Below are 17,317 nucleotides of genomic sequence, written 5' to 3'. Positions count from 1 at the left end.
ATTCCTACATCAACCGCTATAACAATATCTGCTCCTAAATTATAACAACTGCTTACTGGAAGTGGATCTATAATTCCACCATCAATTAACTTTTGATTTTGAGCTTCAAAGGGAACAAAAACTCCCGGGATTGCAGTACTGGCCCGAATAGCTTCTGCAGTTGAACCCTCTTTTAAAATTACATGTTCCCCATTTTCAATATTACAGGCTACAGCAGCAAAGGGAATCTTTAAGTCTTCAATCTTTTTTTTTTTGTCATTATTTTTAAAAAGCTTAAAAGTTTATCTCCTTTAAGTAATCCCTGTCTGGGAAAGGTAAAGTCTGATAAATGTTCCCAATCCAGTTCTTCAGCTAAAGCTCTAATATATCTTAAAGGTACACCACAGGCATATAATCCTCCAATTAAACTTCCCATACTTGAGCCGCTGAGATAATCAATTTTTATCTCAGCCTCTTGAAAAACTTCTAAGACACCAAGATGAGCTAAACCTCTTGCTCCTCCCGAACCTAAAGCAAGGCCAAGTTTTGCTTTATTACTTTCCATTTATCTCACCTCAAAATTTAGTCAACATATTTATTATATATTATCTTGACCTAAAAATGCAAAAAACTTTGCTGCTTTTTCTGGCCTCCTCAAGTATTTTATTTAAAAAAGAAATTTACTAAATTTTAGTTGTAATTTTTTTCAAAATTCTAGAATATTTATGTTTTTCTTGACAGTTTTAAGCTGCTGAGATATACTTTAAACAAATATATTTTGGCTTTTTTCCGGCTCTACTGCCGGTTATTTTAATGTTTATAGAAAAATATAACAAGGAGGTTTTATTTAAAAATGGACAGTTATGGTATTATATCTTTACTTCCACCGATTTTAGCAATTGTATTAGCCTGGTGGAGCAAACAGGTAGTCTTATCATTATTTTTAGGTGTTTTTGCTGGAGCTTTTATTCTTAATACATATAATCCAATCTTAGCTTTTATGGCTACTTTTGATAATTATGTTCTAGCATCACTTGCTGATCCCTGGAATGCAGGTATTATCTTATTCTTGCTTGCCATGGGAGGAATGATCGGAATAATTAATAAATCCGGGGGAATAATGGCAATTGGAGAATATATCGCTGATAGAGCTAATTCAGTTGCTAAAACACAATTTGCTACCTGGTTAATGGGAATTTTAATTTTCTTTGATGATTATGCAAATACTCTTATCGTGGGTAATACGATGCGGCCGATTACAGATAAGATGAAAATTTCCCGCGAAAAACTATCTTTTATCGTTGACCTTACTGCTGCAGCTGTTTCCAGTATCGTGCCTATTTCAACCTGGATCGCATTTGAGGTTGGAGTAATTAGGGATGGCTTTGATACAATTGGAGTAGAATTAAATGCATATACAACCTTTATTCAAACAATTCCCTATCGTTTTTACAGTTTGCTGGCCCTGGCCTTTGCCTTAATAATCATTTTTACTGGCAAAGATTATGGAGCAATGTTAGAAGCTGAAAAAAGAGCCCGTTCTACAGGTGAAACATTAAGACCTGGTTCTACACCAATGGTTTCTGATGAGATTGAAGAATATAAGAAGACTGAAGGTAAAAGTTTTACCTTTTTCAACTCTTTTGCACCTATAATTGGGGTGATCATAGTTACCCTAATCGGTCTCTGGTATAGTGGTGGTGGTATGGAAGCTGGAGTTACAATTCAGCAGGCTTATGGTGATGCAGATGCAAGTGTTGTTTTACTTTGGGCTGCAGTAAGTGGTAGTTTAATTGCTGGAATATTAACCTTAGCTAAAAAAGTCCTTTCCTTAGAAGAAGCAGTTGATGGCTGGATAGATGGTGCTAAATCGATGTTTGTAGCCTGTTTAATCCTTGTTTTAGCCTGGTCAATAGGTAGTATAGCTGATGACCTGGGAACCGCTAGCTATCTTGTTTCAGTGCTGGAAGGTAATATTATCCCAGAAATAGTTCCTGTTATGATTTTTGCTTTTTCTGCCTTTATTGCTTTCACAATCGGAAGCTCCTGGGGTACAGTTGCTATAGTAATGCCTTTAGCAATTCCACTGGCCCACTCTATAGCTATTCCAATGCTGCCTACAATCGGTGCAGTTTTAACAGCTGCAGTTATGGGAGATCACTGTTCACCTATCTCTGACACAACTATTATGTCCTCTACAGCCTCTGCAGTAGACCATATGGACCATGTAAGGACTCAGATGCCTTATGCCCTTACTGTTGGTATTGTAGCTGCTTTATTCGGCTTTTTACCGGCAGGATTCGGTATCTCTGCTTTTTATCTGCTGCCAGTAGGATTAATAGTGCTTTATCTAATAGTTAATATCTTTGGTAAAAAAGCAGAAGATCTAATTTAAACTAAACAATATATAAAATAAATAGACCCTTCTAGTCTGAAAAGATTAGAAGGGTTTTTTATCTTTGCTTAAGAAAGTTAATTATTTCCAGTAGCTCTGCATCTTCTTTTTTAAAAGATCATAATCCTCTTTTGCCGGCCAAAGTTCAAGCTTATCTTTTTCCCTCATAGCTGAGATTAAATTTGCAAATAGTTGTTCATCTGCAAAAAATGCTTCAAAATCCTCCCTTATTTTTGAACGGGCAGAATTATCATCATAAGGACAGCTGCTTTTAGCAATTTTAAAGTTCTTTTTTTCAATTTCTTTAATTATCTGGGCCTCTCTTAAATAGATAAGAGGTCTGATGAGAGTGATCTGATTATCACTTAAATAGCGATTGGCCTTTAATGTCTGTAATTGACCGGAATAAAAAATACTTAACAAAAATGTTTCTACAGCATCATCCAGGTGATGACCAAAAGCAAGTTTATTGTAATTTATCTCCTTTAGATACTCTATAACTGCACCTTTACGAAAATGAGCACATTTTGAACAGGGATTAGAAGCTGTTTGAATATAATCTTTGATATTAGTCTGAATAACTTTAAATTCTACTTTTAACTCATTGCAAAAATCTCTTAAATTAGTCTCTGCTTTTGAATCTTCAAAACCTGGGTCTACATAAACGGCTTGCAGAGAAAAATCTATTTTAAAATGAAGTTGTAATATTTTTAGACAGTATAATAAAAAGCTGCTGTCTTTACCTCCAGAAACTCCAACTGCTATTTTGTCACCATCATCAATCAAATTAAATTCTGCAATTGCTTTTACAATCTCAGCAGTTATACTGCTCTCTAAACTTAGCTGCATCTTATTTTTTTACACCTACCTCTTTTCACTTTTAACAATATCCTTACCAAAAGGCATTAATGATAAATAGGCTAATTTAAGGCTCTGTTTGGCAAAAGGAATCCCAATAATTGTCACAGCAAAAATCAAGGCAGAAATTAGATTTACTAAGGCAAGCTCCCAGCCAAAAAATATAATCCAAATTATATTTGCAATCATACCTAATGAAGATCTTTTCTTTTCTACAACCTCTTTGCCAAATGGGGCAATCTGCATTTTTGCCATTTTAAAACACTGCTTCCCAACTGGTATACCAATAATTGTTATAGACCATATAATACCAAAAAACACCCACAAAACAGCCTCTATAAAACCACCAAAAATAAACCAGATTATATTACCTAATAATGTCATATCAATTTCTCCTTAATTTGCTTAAAAGATTAAAGCAATAATTAATGTTAAAGCAGTTGCATAATTAATAATTAAAAAGTTCTGTACTGCAAGTTCAAATGTTTCTTTTTTGCTCTGTTTTTTAAAAAAAGTATTTATATTTTTCTCTACTAAGAAAAATGTCAGCAGTGACAAAAGCGAATAAATAGGCAGTATATTTAATATCACAGAAATGAGAATCGATAAATAACTGAGATAATAGAGATATTTAAATAAATTTAAACTTTTAAGCTTACCTATGTAAATTGGCAGGGTATAACGATCATTTGCAAGGTCATCTTCTATATCACAGATATTATTGGCTAACATAATATTTGAAATCCCTAAAATTAGGGGTAAGGTAAAAATAAAGATCTTGATAATATCATAATAGACCATTTCAATAATAACTTGATTTGATTCGCGAAAAATATTTAATAATTGTAGATTATGAATGTATATTGCTAAAAAAATAATAAAAAACCCCATAAAAAGGCCAGAAAATATTTCTCCCAAAGGTGTTCTAGAAATGGGAACAGGTCCAGATGTATAAATTATTCCGACCAGAAACGAAAGAGCACCGATTAAAAGAACCACTATATCAGTTCTTAAAAAAAGGACTATACCTATGAGAACAGCAGCTCCAAAGAGGCTTAATATTGTCTTTTTTACTGTTTTTTCACTTAAATCATATTTTACTATTGCATTATGTAATTCATAATTATAGCCCTCTTTTTTTTGGGCTCTCTTAAAATCTTGATAATTATTAACTGCAGTAGTTCCCATATCCGCTGCTAATAAGGATAGAAAAAACAAGCTAAAATTCACAAAGTTGAAACTATCATATTGATAAAGCAAAAATAAATTAGCTAAAATAAAAGGTGTTATACTTGCAACTTTAGTTTGTATTTCTACCAGTTTTAAAAATGATTTTATATCCAAAATATTCACCTCTATCAATTTTTAGCTCTGCTAAATTAATTATTGGTGATTCTTTCTTTTAATTTTTTATAAACAAATTTCGGCACTAACTCTTTTATATCTCCATCAAAATAAGCTGCCTCTTTAATAACACTGGAGCTCAAAAATGCATATTTAGTATCTGTCATCAAGAAAATTGTTTCTATATCTTCATCAAGATGTTTGTTCATAGAGGCCATTTGAAATTCTCCCTCAAAGTCAGAGACTGCTCTTAAACCTCTCAGGATTGCACCTCCACCAATTGAATGAACATATTTGGTTGTTAAACCAGAAAAAGAATCAACAGTAACATTTTCAAAAGACTCGGTTGCTAAATCTAGCATTTCTACCCTTTCTTCCATTGAAAAGATCGGTTCTTTATTGGGATTAAAAAAAACAGCAACTACTACCTGATCAAACATATTAGCTGCTCTTTCAACTATATCAAGATGGCCGTTTGTAACTGGATCAAAACTACCTGGATAGACAACCTTATTTATCATTTTACCACACCTTTATATTAATTTATAAATTACTATTAGTGTATTTCCATAGCTTCTATTTTTTATTATTTCTAGTTCCTGATACTCTTTTATTTTTTCTTCTGCATCTTTTTCGATAACTAAAATAGCATTTTTATTTAAGAGCTTATTTTTTAAAATTAGCTCTACTGCTTGATCAGCTAATTGCTTTTTATAGGGAGGATCCATAAAAATTAGATCATATTTTTTTGCAGTTGATTCTAAATATTTATCAAAATCACTTCTAAAAACATTAGCTTGTTTAGCTAAATTACATTTTGCCAGGTTCTCTTCAATCAAAGCACAATGTTTAGACTTAAGTTCAACAAAATCTGCTTCTTTAGCCCCTCTGCTTAAAGCTTCTATACCTAAATTACCAAAACCAGCAAATAAGTCTAAAACAACAGCATCAACAATATAATAGGCTATCATACTAAACAGTGATTCTTTAACCCTATCTAAAGTTGGTCTAACATTTCTACCTTTAATACTTTTTAATTGAATTCCACCAGCACTTCCTGCGATAACTCTCATTTTAAAAATTCCTCCAAGAATCTAAATTATATTTTTAAATCTATCTTTGCGATGATTTCCAGCAGCTCTTCATACTGCTGCCGCCAATTATCACTTTCAACTAAAGCTATTGCCTCAGCTCTAGCTTTTTCCAGCAGAGCCTGATCTTCAGTTAAGCTGCCTACTTTAAGATCATCAAGTCCATGCTGTCTGGTCCCAAAAAATTCACCAGGACCCCGCATTTTAAGATCTTCTTCAGCAATATAAAAACCATCACTACTTTTTGTCATTATCTCCAGTCTTTTTTCAGCTTCTTCACCGGGAGGGTTTGAAATCAAAATACAATAAGCCTGATCACGGCCTCGACCAACCCTTCCCCGCAGTTGATGTAATTGGGCAAGTCCAAATCTTTCCGCATTTTCAATGACCATTAAACTGGCATTACTAACATCAACCCCAACCTCAATCACTGTGGTAGCGATTAAAATATCAATCTTGCCATTGCGAAACTGCAGCATAATCTCTTTTTTCTCATCTTCTTTGATCCCACTGTGTAAAAGAGCTAAATTAAATTCGGCAAAAAAGCCAGTTCTTAATTCTTCATATAAATCTTCTGCAGAGATTAGATCTGGCATTTCTTCTGATGCTTCAATCAAAGGACAAACTATATAGGCCTGTCTTCCTTCTTTAATTTTTTCTTTAAGAAATGAATAAATCTTTTCTCGCCTGTTTTCTCGCCGCCAAAAAGTAGCAGTCCTTTTCCGACCTGGTGGCATTTCATCGATTACAGAAAGATCTAAATCACCATAGACCAACATCGCCATAGAACGGGGAATAGGAGTAGCGGTCATTATTAAAAGATCAGGGTTATCTCCTTTTTCTTTTAAACTATGTCTTTGTTCTACTCCAAAACGATGCTGTTCATCGATAACAACAAGGCCCAGTTTTTGATATTCAATGCTTTCCTGAAAAAGCGCATGGGTGCCAATTATTAAATCAATTTGGCCTGAACTTATTTTTTCCTCAATTTCTCGGCGTTCCGAGTTTTTTAAACTTCCTGTCACAAGGGTGATTTGATAATCAAAGTTATTAAATAACTCCAAAAAGTTTAAATAATGCTGTTCAGCCAATATCTCGGTTGGAGCCATAAATACTCCCTGAAAATCATTGGCTAAACTTTCTAAAAAAGCAAGAGCTGCAATTATAGTTTTTCCTGAACCTACATCTCCCTGCAGCAGCCTGCTCATCGACTCTCTGCTTTCCATATCACGGCGAATTTCCTGCCAAACCCTTTTTTGAGCTGCAGTTAATTCAAAATCCAGTTCTGATAAAAAGGCAGTTTCAATTTCTGCTGCTGGCTGATGTTTAATTCCTTCTTCAATATTGTGTTTTTGTTTTTGATCTAAAGCATAAAGTTGAAAATAAAAGAATTCCTCAAAGGCCAAACGCTTGCGAGAAATTTTTTGATGTTTATCACTTTTAGGAAAATGCATCCCCAAAATAGAAGTTTTTAAGGCAGGAAAATTATATTTTTTAAGCAAAAAATCAGGTAATTTATCCTCTAAATGGGAAGCATATTTTTTTAAAGCATTTGCCATAACCCTTCTTAAACGGCGCTGGGTTAAACCTTCAGTTAAAGAATAAATAGGCACAATTCTTCCTGTATTTAAAACGGAAGAATTATCGCCTATTTTTTCAAATACTGGATTATCTATTTCTTTACGCTTATATTTTTTCCAGGTTTTTTCATTAATTTTTCCACTCAATAGATAAGTTTTTCCCTCTTCAAAAAGATCACGCAGATAGCCCTGATTATACCAGATGCCATTGAGCACATCAGTATCATCAGAAAAAGTAACCTTGAGTAGATCAAAGTTTTTCCTGATTTTTTTATATTCAAGCTTAACTACCTCTGCTTTAATTGTAACTTCTTCTCCAACCTGAGCATATCGAATCGCAGATATTTGACTGCGATCCTTATATTCACGGGGAAAATAATAAAGCAGATCATGAACAGTTTCTATATTTAATTTGGCAAGCTTTTTGGCCCATTTAGGGCCTACACCTTTTATATATTGAACTTCATCTAACAATTTACCATTCATGCCTCAGGTAATTCTCCTTTATAGATGACTATTCCATAAACTAATGGTCCTGTATGGGAACTTAATACAGCACCAATTCTATTTTCTAAAATATCATAGTTTAAATCACTTTTTTTAGATAACTCAGCTTCCATGAATTCTTTAAACTGCTTGTAATTATCACTATCCTTACCATAAATATAGCCTAAATTAAAATTCTTTGTTTCAGCAATTGTATTCATCGTTAATTCAAGTAATTTTTTATTGGTTTTGGTATAACCTCTAACTTTTTCTTTAGGAGTTATTTCACCTTTTTCTGCAGAAAGTTCTAAAATTGGATTGAAATTCAAAACACTGCCTAAAAAGGCTTGAGCTTTACCTATTCTTCCACCTTTTTCAAGGTAGCTTAATTCATTAACCGTAAAATAAATGGTTAGATTTTTTCTTTCTTCAATAATTTTGTTTTTTATTGCAGCTACATCTCTGCCATTTTCGATCATTTGGGCAGCAAGAACCACCAAAAAGCCAAGTCCTGTACTTGTAGATCGAGAGTCAACAACCTCTGCATCAACCCCTTCAGCCTGAACAGCTGCAAGCCTGGCTGACTCACAGGTTCCACTTAAGGCTCCAGAGATATGGATGGAAATAATCTTATCATATTTTTCTGCAAGTGCCTCATATTTCTCCATAAAAAGTCCTACTGAAGGTTGAGAAGTTGATGGAAGTTTAGATGAACCTTCCATTAGAGTAAAGAATTGCTCAATTTTAAGATCCTCTTTGTCATAATAGGTATCATCACCAAAGTGAACTGTTAAAGGAACTACTTCTATATTGTATTTCTCCATTGTTTCCTTTGGTAAATCACAGGTGCTATCTGTTACAAGAGCTATCATAATTAACACATCCTATTCTTATTCTAATGAGATAATATAGGGGTAAAGCGGCTGTCCACCCTCATATGCTTCTATTTCATCAAAATCATATTTTTCTTGCATTTTCTCTTTTAATTTTTCTGCTTCTTCTTTTGTTATTTGCTCACCATAGTAAATAGTAACCAGTTCTTCTGCTTCATTTGTCTTATCCAATAGTGAAATCACAGTTTCTTCAATTTCTTCTGCTGTCACTATAATATCACCATCACAAAGGCCTATATAATCTCCTTCTTTTATCTCCATTCCATTTACCTTAGAATCTTTAACTGCTTGAGTGATTTCTAAAGTTTTAACATATTCAATTTCTGCTTCCATTTCTTTTTTTAACTCTTCTGGACTTAATTGATCATCATAAACCATCAGAGCAGAAACAGCCTGAGGAATGCTTTTAGTTTCAATTATAGCAATATTTTTATTGCTAACTTCAGAAACCTGTTTTGCTGCAGAAATAATATTTTTATTATTGGGTAAGATAATGATATTATCGATATTCATTTTTTCAACAGCCTGAACGAAATCATTAGTGGAAGGATTCATTGATTGACCACCTTCGATTACAAAGTCAACCCCTAGCTCTTTTAAGATATTAATGATACCTTCCCCATTAGCAACCGATATTATAGCTGTATTTTTTGAAACCTCTATAACTTCATCTCCATTATCCTTTGCTTCTAACTCTTTTTCATCACTTTCAACTATTTCAGCTTCACTTTCTTCAGCCTCTGTTTTAGTCTGATCCTCAAAGTGGAATTCTGAATGATCAAAATCTGAGTCTTTTTCTCTTTCTACTTTTTCTATATTTTGCTTTTTCATATTATCTATCTTGATATCAAAAACTTTACCTTTTTTGAGCCCATATTCTAAAAGTACACCCGGATGATTGGTATGGACATGAATTTTAATAATATCATCATCACCAACAACCATAATAGAGTCACCATAACTCTGCATATCATGCTTGATTTTAGAAATCATCCTATCAATTTTTTTATTACGTGTATCAACTTCAATCAAAAGCTGGGTGCAATAGGTGAATTTAATATCTTCAGCCACTGTTGATTTTTGGGTTCTTAATTCTTTTTTAGCAGCCTCATAATCGATTTCTTCACCTTTAAGCCCCCTTAACATCCCCTTTAAAATCGATACATAACCCTGACCACCAGCATCAACCACTTCTGCCTCTTTTAGAACATCTAATAATTCCGGGGTTCTTGCCAGTGATTCTTCTGCTTCTTCAATTGTTGCTTCCATCAGGGCAAAAATATCCTTTGTGTCTTCAACCGTTTTTAAAGCCTGCTCAGCAGCTTCTCTTGCTACAGTTAGGATTGTCCCTTCCACAGGCTTTAAGACCCCATGATAGGCAACCTCTGAAGCTTTATTTAAAGCCTGGGCCAGATCTTTGGCCCTAATCTTTTTTTTCCCTTTTAAAGATTGAGAAAAACCCCTAATTAACTGAGATAAAATAACACCTGAATTACCCCTTGCTCCCATTAAGGCACCTTTAGAAAGTGATTGAGCCAAATCTGAACAACTATTTGAATCATTGTTTTCCAGAGCTGCTGCAGCCTCCTTAAAGGTTAAGAACATATTTGTTCCGGTATCACCATCAGGAACAGGGAAGACATTTAATGAATCAATAAAAGATTTTTGCTGCTGCAGCCAATTTAAGGCTGCAATAATCATATCCCTAAAATTTTCTGAGTCTATAGTTTTTAATTCCTGTTGTTTATCATTATTTGTCATCCCCAACTCTCACTCCCCTAACATTAACATCTATTGTAATATCATCTAATCCTAGTTTATTTTCTACTGTATATCTTACTCTTTCCATTACATTATGAGCCACTTCATGAATGTTTGTTCCATATTCTACAATAATATTAAGGTCAAGGTGGACTTTTTCTTTTTCTATTTCAACCCCAACACCTTTACTAATATTATCCAATCCCAAGAGGTCTGCAAGTCCATCCTGCATACCACGTGAAGACATACCAACCAAACCATAACATTCCATTACAGCTATCCCGGCAGTTTTTGCTATTACTTCTTCGTCAATTAAAATTTTACCAAAATCATTTTTTAATTCTTTTTCCATCCTTTACACCTCTTTTCATACATAATTATTTTATCTTATAAAGAGCACCTATGCAAGCACAAATAATTTAGCCTCATTTATTTATTATTTCAAGATAAAAATAAACTTTCCTGCCTTTTTAATAATTAGTACTAAAAATTGTTATTAATTATTTAAATTAAAACCAGAAGTTCTTGCTTTTACTTGCTAATAAGCGTTTGTTTATGTTAAAATATAATCTGACACAAATTTTGTCTTGTTTTTCGATATGCTAGTGCTAAGTTATCTATTAGTTAAAAAAGAGAGCTTAGTGAGAGGAGGTGTTTGTTCTATGTCTAGAGTCTGCGATATATGTGGAAAAGGTGGTAATAAAGCTACCAGCATCCAAAGACGTGGTAAAGCTAAGAAAAAAGGTGGAGTAGGACGTAATATAACAAGTCGTTCCAAAAGAACACAGCGTCCTAACTTACAAAAGGTTAAAGCAATTGTTGATGGTTCACCAAAAAGAATCAAGGTTTGTACTCAATGTCTTAAATCAGGTAAAGTTGAGCGAGCCTATTAAAATTATATAGTATTTAAAAAAGGGAGTTAACAGCTTTAATTTTGCTGAACTCCCTTTAATATTATTTTAATTTCTCTAATATATATAGTAATGAGCCTTTTTGCAGAGAAACTTCTGCTTCTTTTTCGGTAATCAAATTACTTATACCCCGTGTTTTATGTCTGAATAAATTTTTGTTTTCTAAATTATATTTACAGCCCTGAATAGATACATTTTCTACAGTTTTAGTCTGAGGGATTAAAGAAAGCCGATAATTTTCTTTCTCTTTAAATTTTTTGCTATCTGTTATCAAAGCAATCTCAATATTTTTAGCAATTATTTTAGCTTTAAGCTGATTAGAGCTTATATATTCTAACAAATTTAAATTTGCCAGCTCCTGATCTATTCTTCCCCCCAAAGCAGCAATTAAAAATACCTCATTGAGAGCTTTATCAAGACAATAATCAACTGCTAACTCACTATCAGTCTGATCTTTTTCTACAGGATATTTTTTTATTTCCACACCCTGCTTGGCAAAAAATTCTTTAGTTTTAACTGAAATTGAATCCAGATCCCCTATTATCAGATTAGGATTTATAGCTGAATCTTTGAGTTTATCTGCTCCACCATCAACTGCAATTATATAATTTATCTGATTGCTTTTGATCAGCTCTTTTATCTCTTCTTTATTTAAATCTAGCTCCCCATTTAAAACTAATAGTGCTTTTTGATCAGCCATTTTCTGCAATTCTCCTCATTTCTGCTAAAGCGGCAGCTGGATCTTTTTGACCAAAAATTGCAGAGCCAGCTACAATAATATCTGCTCCAGCATCCACTATTTTTTTCAAATTATGAGTTTTAATTCCACCATCCACCTCTATTTTACAGTCATAATTATTTTCTTTTATAATTTTTGCTAAACTTTTAATTTTTTCTGTTATTTGAGGTATATATTTCTGACCACCAAAACCCGGATTTACAGACATAATTAATACCTGATCCAAATCTGGAAGTAAATATTTCAAGCCTTCAAGTGGAGTTGCAGGATTAAGAGAACAACCAGCTTTGATGCCCAGATCTTTGATCATCTGAATAGCCCGATGGACATGTTCGGTAGCTTCTAGATGAACTGTTAAAATATCTGAACCTGCTTCAGCAAATTCTTCTATATAGCGCTCAGGTTTTGTAATCATTAAATGGGTATCAAATGGCAAATCAGAATGAGGTCTTAAGGCTTTAATCAGAGCTGGCCCAAAAGTAATATTAGGCACATAAACCCCATCCATCACATCAAAATGTAGATAATCTGAATCTTTGACAGATTTCAATTCTTCTTTTAGCTGACTAAAATCAGCTGAAAGTAAAGAGGGTGCAAATTCTGTTTTCATTAGTATCTAATCTCCTTCTCTTTTAATTCTGAATAGATCTCTTTATAATTATCATATCTTTTTTTAGATATCTCACCAGATTCTATTTTTTCTTTAACCTTACAGCCTGGCTCATGAATATGACTACAGCCATTAAAACGACAGCTGTTATTAAATTGAGCAATCTCAGGGAAGTACCAGGATAAATTCTCAGCTTCAATCTCTAGATCAATTTTAGACATCGAAGAAAAACCTGGAGTATCAGCAATCCAGCCTTTATTTTCTAGTGATAAAAGCTCAACCATTCTAGTTGTATGTACACCTTTTTTTAGTTTTTTGCTGACTGAGGCTGTTTTTAAATCAGCATCTTTAATTATTTTGTTTAAAAAAGAGGATTTTCCAACCCCAGATGGCCCTGTTAAGACATTAACTTTTTTATCTAATTTTTTTAATAAAGGTTCAAAATTAAGTTCTTCTTTGACACTTATAAAATGAAGTTGATAGCCTGCTTTTTTATAATCCTCAAATTGACTTTTATAATCATCATCAGCAAGTTCAATTTTATTAATAACTATTAATGGTTCAAAACCAGAACTCTCGACTAATAATAAAAATCTATCAAGTAATGAAGCTTTAAATTCTGGCTTTTTTAGAGAATGCATTATTATAACCTGATCTACATTGGCTATTTTGGGTCTTTTTAACAAATTTTTGCGGGGATAAAAATCCTCTATAGTAAGCTCTTCTTTATTTATTTCTACATAATCTCCAGGATAAATTGTTTCCTGAATTCTACCCCTAATACTGCACTTATAAATATTTTTTTCACTATCTGCAACAAAGAAAAACCCACCAATTAATTTAGTTAAAATTCCCTGCATCTAATTATTTAACCCCCAATTTTTTCTCTTTTGATTAATTGATCATCAAAATAAATTCTTATTTCTGTTTCCCCTTGACTCCTGATATCTCTGACCACATTTTCTCCTGGCTGATGAATAGCTTTATAGACTTCATCTTCTCCATTATCATCGATCACAACAATTTTCACCTCTTTATTTTCACTTCCTGTCACATTGACATTAATTCTGTTGAGATGATAATCTTCCTGATCGATGCTGGTCACAGAACCACGACTAATCACAAAATCAACGGCGATTCCCCTGGGCAAAAATTCACCTGCCCTAACACTTTGAGATATTACCTGGCCATCAACAAAACGATTTGATTCTTCAACCCTTACATTACCAATATTTAAACCACTTTCTCTGAGAAGTTCAAAAGCTTCTGGCTGTTTTAAACCGGTTAAATCAGGCATCCTTACAGACATATCTCTTTCACCTCTGCTGACAAAAAGGGTTATTTCACTTCCACTTTCTACTTCTGCTCCAGCAGCAGGTATTTGATTGATTACTGTCCCCGGTTCAACTGAAAGTCTAAAAATATATTGGATATTCCCACTTTTGAGAGATAAATTTTCTAATTCGATTAAGCTTTCCCGCAGTGTTTTATCAACAAAATTAGGCAGTTCTATTAACCTTGAACCTTGACTAACAGTGATATTTATAGGGCGGCTCTGTTTGACTCTTGAACCTCCTGCAGGCTGTTGACTTACAATATGATCTTCGGCAATCTCATCACTATATACCCTTTCTTCAGCTTCTCTTAAACTTAAACCCTGTTCTGAAGCTAATGATCTTGCTTCACTTATAGATTTTCCTTCCACATCAGGCACCTCAACTACAGGAACATCAGTATAACTTCTAAAAAAGTACAGTCCTCCCCCGACAAATAATGCCCCTAAAACCACAATCAGGGCAATGATACTGCCTATGCTTTTTAATAATGATTCACTTTCTTGATCATCATTTTTATTTTTCTGCTTTTGCTTTTCCTGATTTGACTTTGCTTTTTCTGACTTAGCTTTTTTATTATTTTTAGTCTTATTTTCTTCTTTGGAATTCTTAGCTATTTCTTCAAAATTGAAATCAGATTTTTTCATGATTTTTGTTTCATCAGCACTGGATTCATTTTCATTAATATCACTGGCAAAGGAATGATGTTTTAAATTTTTTAAAATATGAGTAATTCTATGCCGCATTTCCCTGGCATTATTAAATCTATCTGCTGGATCTTTGGCCATCGCTTTCATGATGAGATCATTGACAGCTTTGGGTATCTCATTATCTATTTCTGATGGTTTAATGGGTTCTTCTTGAATATGTTTTAAAGCAACAGAAATTGGGCTTTGCCCTTTAAAAGGGAGTTCCCCGGTGATCATTTCATATAAGACTATCCCGAGCGAATAAATATCAGAATAAGCCTTTATTTCTCCTCCTTTTGCCTGTTCAGGTGAGAAATAATGAGCACTACCCACTACTGTATCAGTTACTCTAACAGTAGAGGAATTAACAGCCCTTGAAATCCCAAAATCGGTTATTTTTACCTCCATATCTTCAGTTAAAATAATATTGTGAGGTTTGATATCACAGTGGACAATCTGATTACCATGGGCTATAGAAAGAGCAGCCGCAATTTGACCGGCAAATTCTAAAGCTTCAACTATTGAGAGCTTTCCTCTCTCTTTGATCAGATCTTTTAAGGTTTTTCCTTCAACTATTTCCATAACTAAATATATTTTCTCATCATCAACTACAATATCATAAATACTTACAACATTAGGATGGGATAATTTAGCTACAGCTCTTGCTTCCTGATGGAACTTTTCTTTAAAATCACTATCAGAACTATATTCTGGCCGCAGCATTTTTAAGGCAACAGTTCTCTGCAGCAAAGTATCTCTAGCTGAATATACTATTGCCATTCCACCTCGACCAATTTCTTCTATTATTTTGTATCTATTATTTAAAATCTTACCCTGCATAAGTTCACCTCAATTATCCTTGAAAGGTAATTAATTATTATCACGGCTGAGAATAATAAAAGTAATATTGTCTCTTCCACCATAGTTTAATGCTTTATCTAAAAGTTTATCAGCTAATTTTTCAAAATTATTCTTATGAGCTGTGATTATCTTTTCTAATTCGCCATTCCTCAGCATATCTGTTAATCCATCTGTAGCCAATAAGACTATATCTTCATCATTGAGAGTTTCCTTACCACTGTCAATATCCAGCTCTTTTTGCAGGCCTAAGGCCTGAGTAACAATATTTTTTTGAGGATGGTTAAATGCTTCTTCTTTAGTTATTTTACCATCCCGCAGCATTTGAGCAACAAGGGAGTGATCTTTAGAAATCTTATTTAATCTGCCTTCTGAACTGCGGAAAATATAGACTCTACTGTCACCTAAATTCACATAAAAAAGAGTGTTTTCTTCAATAAAAACAGCTGAAAAAGTAGTTCCCATCCCAGCATGTTTTTGCTCTGCTTGACTTGTTTTAATAATATTTTCGTTAATCTTTTTTGTTAAATTTTCAAGAGATTTGATGGGATTGTTTGTATCTAATTCATATGCAGAACAAACTTCCACAGCAATTTTACTTGCTACTTCTCCTGCTGCATGACCACCCATACCATCAGCAACCATAAAAAAGGGTATTGATTGATCATGATAATAGTTATCTTCATTTGCAGCTCTTATTTTCCCTATATCACTTACAGCTTTAAAGCGCATGTATTTCCTCCTTAGCTCTTTTGTCTTTTTAATTGTCCACAGGCTGCATCGATTTGAGTCCCCATTTCTTTTCTTAAGCTGACCTGAATACCATTGTTATCTAAAGTATTATAAAAGCTATCTATAACCTTTTGAACAGGTTTTTTGATATTAAGTTCAGGTACAGGATTAGCCGGGATCAAATTAACATGACAGTTAATACCCCTTAATAAATTTACCAACTGTACAGCCAGCTCAGGACTATCATTAACACTATCCATTAATACATACTCAAAGGTAACCCTTCTTCCAGTTTTTTCAATATAATCTATAACTGCAGTTAATAATTGATTTAAATTATATTTTCTATTAATAGGCATAATTTTATTTCTTAATCTATCATTGGGTGCATGAAGGGAAACAGCTAAACCGATCTGGTCATTTCTCTCGGCCAATTTCTTGATCTCTGGAACCAAGCCAGCAGTAGAAATGGTCATCTTTCTCATCCCAATATTCAAACCATTATCTGCATTGATTATTTCAACTGCTTTCATTAAATTTTCAAAATTAGCTAATGGTTCACCCATCCCCATAAATACAACATTACTTAAACGAGGTTTTGCAAATTGATCTCCACTGATATCAGCCTGAATTTTTAATACCTGGTCAATTATTTCAGCAGTTGTTAAATTTCTTTCTAAGCCATTGATTCCTGTAGCACAAAAAGAACAGCCTAAACCACAGCCTACCTGAGTTGATATACAGGCACTGTGTCGGGCAGACTCGGGAAAAGGCAAATATACTCCTTCGATATTTTCACCATCTTTAAGTTCCCAGAGATATTTAATTGTCCCATCTACAGCTTGACTTTTAGCCTTTGTTTTAAGATCGGTAATCTCATAATTCTTATTTAAGTATTCTTTAAGTTCTTGGGGGATATTTTTCATTTGCTCGGTTTGAGAAACACCATTTTTATATAACCAGTTAAAAAGCTGTTCCCCACGATAAGCTGGAAAGCCAGCTTCTTTTAGTTCTCTTATTAATTCATTTCTTTTTAATTCCTTTAAATCCTTCATAA

At 33.4% G+C, this 17,317-nt stretch carries 18 protein-coding genes; 2 read left to right on the top strand and 16 right to left on the bottom strand.

Annotated features, from left to right (window positions below; translation table 11 throughout):
• Positions 1 to 229: 229 nt before the first annotated feature.
• On the bottom strand, positions 230 to 544 hold the full coding sequence (locus LJ207_RS05545) for a patatin-like phospholipase family protein (protein WP_229344903.1): 315 nt from the start codon (positions 542 to 544) through the stop codon (positions 230 to 232).
• A gap of 288 nt (positions 545 to 832) precedes the next feature.
• On the opposite strand from LJ207_RS05545, the gene LJ207_RS05540 reads away from it, so the two are divergent.
• Entirely contained in the window at positions 833 to 2,374 is a 1,542-nt protein-coding gene (locus LJ207_RS05540; protein WP_229344902.1) for a Na+/H+ antiporter NhaC family protein, read from the top strand.
• Positions 2,375 to 2,455: 81 nt separating this feature from the next.
• Here LJ207_RS05540 and tilS read toward each other — a convergent pair whose 3' ends face one another.
• From tilS to LJ207_RS05495, 9 genes are read right to left on the bottom strand one after another with little or no spacing between them, the layout of a single operon-like run.
• The gene (tilS, locus tag LJ207_RS05535; protein WP_229344900.1) at positions 2,456 to 3,223 is read right to left on the bottom strand and encodes a tRNA lysidine(34) synthetase TilS; all 768 of its coding nucleotides are present in this window, start codon (positions 3,221 to 3,223) and stop codon (positions 2,456 to 2,458) included.
• A 15-nt stretch (positions 3,224 to 3,238) separates the two neighbouring features.
• Positions 3,239 to 3,616 (bottom strand): YccF domain-containing protein, encoded by a 378-nt coding sequence (locus LJ207_RS05530; RefSeq protein WP_229344899.1) that lies wholly within the window; start codon positions 3,614 to 3,616, stop codon positions 3,239 to 3,241.
• 21 nt (positions 3,617 to 3,637) lie between these two features.
• Positions 3,638 to 4,576, bottom strand: a complete 939-nt coding sequence (locus LJ207_RS05525) for a 1,4-dihydroxy-2-naphthoate polyprenyltransferase (protein WP_255666772.1) — start codon at positions 4,574 to 4,576, stop codon at positions 3,638 to 3,640.
• Positions 4,577 to 4,611: 35 nt separating this feature from the next.
• Positions 4,612 to 5,097: a pantetheine-phosphate adenylyltransferase gene (coaD, locus tag LJ207_RS05520; protein ID WP_229344897.1), complete on the bottom strand. Its 486-nt coding sequence runs from the start codon at positions 5,095 to 5,097 to the stop codon at positions 4,612 to 4,614.
• A gap of 12 nt (positions 5,098 to 5,109) precedes the next feature.
• On the bottom strand, positions 5,110 to 5,649 hold the full coding sequence (gene rsmD / locus LJ207_RS05515) for a 16S rRNA (guanine(966)-N(2))-methyltransferase RsmD (RefSeq protein WP_229344895.1): 540 nt from the start codon (positions 5,647 to 5,649) through the stop codon (positions 5,110 to 5,112).
• Between the two features lie 26 nt (positions 5,650 to 5,675).
• Positions 5,676 to 7,733, bottom strand: coding sequence for an ATP-dependent DNA helicase RecG (gene recG / locus LJ207_RS05510; protein WP_229344894.1), 2,058 nt, complete (start codon positions 7,731 to 7,733; stop codon positions 5,676 to 5,678).
• Positions 7,730 to 8,605 (bottom strand): DegV family protein, encoded by an 876-nt coding sequence (locus LJ207_RS05505; RefSeq protein ID WP_229344892.1) that lies wholly within the window; start codon positions 8,603 to 8,605, stop codon positions 7,730 to 7,732. Before LJ207_RS05505 ends, recG begins: the two co-directional genes overlap by 4 nt.
• Before the next feature lie 18 nt (positions 8,606 to 8,623).
• The gene (locus LJ207_RS05500) at positions 8,624 to 10,387 is read right to left on the bottom strand and encodes a DAK2 domain-containing protein (RefSeq protein WP_229344891.1); all 1,764 of its coding nucleotides are present in this window, start codon (positions 10,385 to 10,387) and stop codon (positions 8,624 to 8,626) included.
• Positions 10,377 to 10,739 (bottom strand): Asp23/Gls24 family envelope stress response protein, encoded by a 363-nt coding sequence (locus tag LJ207_RS05495; protein ID WP_229344889.1) that lies wholly within the window; start codon positions 10,737 to 10,739, stop codon positions 10,377 to 10,379. The genes LJ207_RS05500 and LJ207_RS05495 overlap by 11 nt, the downstream gene beginning before the upstream one ends.
• 310 nt (positions 10,740 to 11,049) lie before the next feature.
• On the opposite strand from LJ207_RS05495, the gene rpmB reads away from it, so the two are divergent.
• Positions 11,050 to 11,280, top strand: coding sequence for a 50S ribosomal protein L28 (gene rpmB, locus LJ207_RS05490; protein ID WP_013406072.1), 231 nt, complete (start codon positions 11,050 to 11,052; stop codon positions 11,278 to 11,280).
• Positions 11,281 to 11,341: 61 nt separating this feature from the next.
• On the opposite strand, the gene LJ207_RS05485 is transcribed toward rpmB, so the two are convergent.
• From LJ207_RS05485 to rlmN, 6 genes are read right to left on the bottom strand one after another with little or no spacing between them, the layout of a single operon-like run.
• On the bottom strand, positions 11,342 to 11,998 hold the full coding sequence (locus LJ207_RS05485) for a thiamine diphosphokinase (RefSeq protein WP_229344887.1): 657 nt from the start codon (positions 11,996 to 11,998) through the stop codon (positions 11,342 to 11,344).
• Positions 11,991 to 12,647 (bottom strand): ribulose-phosphate 3-epimerase, encoded by a 657-nt coding sequence (gene rpe, locus LJ207_RS05480; protein ID WP_229344885.1) that lies wholly within the window; start codon positions 12,645 to 12,647, stop codon positions 11,991 to 11,993. The genes LJ207_RS05485 and rpe overlap by 8 nt, the downstream gene beginning before the upstream one ends.
• Positions 12,647 to 13,507, bottom strand: a complete 861-nt coding sequence (gene rsgA, locus LJ207_RS05475; RefSeq protein ID WP_229344884.1) for a ribosome small subunit-dependent GTPase A — start codon at positions 13,505 to 13,507, stop codon at positions 12,647 to 12,649. The genes rpe and rsgA overlap by 1 nt, the downstream gene beginning before the upstream one ends.
• Before the next feature lie 8 nt (positions 13,508 to 13,515).
• On the bottom strand, positions 13,516 to 15,510 hold the full coding sequence (gene pknB, locus LJ207_RS05470; RefSeq protein WP_229344882.1) for a Stk1 family PASTA domain-containing Ser/Thr kinase: 1,995 nt from the start codon (positions 15,508 to 15,510) through the stop codon (positions 13,516 to 13,518).
• A gap of 30 nt (positions 15,511 to 15,540) precedes the next feature.
• Positions 15,541 to 16,260, bottom strand: a complete 720-nt coding sequence (locus tag LJ207_RS05465) for a Stp1/IreP family PP2C-type Ser/Thr phosphatase (RefSeq protein ID WP_229344881.1) — start codon at positions 16,258 to 16,260, stop codon at positions 15,541 to 15,543.
• Between the two features lie 11 nt (positions 16,261 to 16,271).
• A complete protein-coding gene (gene rlmN / locus LJ207_RS05460; protein WP_229344879.1) occupies positions 16,272 to 17,315 on the bottom strand; it encodes a dual-specificity RNA methyltransferase RlmN in 1,044 nt (347 codons plus the stop codon).
• Positions 17,316 to 17,317 lie beyond the last annotated feature (2 nt).

Source organism: Halanaerobium polyolivorans, from assembly GCF_020711195.1.
Taxonomy (GTDB): Bacteria; Bacillota; Halanaerobiia; order Halanaerobiales; family Halanaerobiaceae; genus Halanaerobium; species Halanaerobium polyolivorans.
Note: the sequence above shows the minus strand (reverse complement) of the source record. Positions and strands in the feature narration are given on the sequence as shown.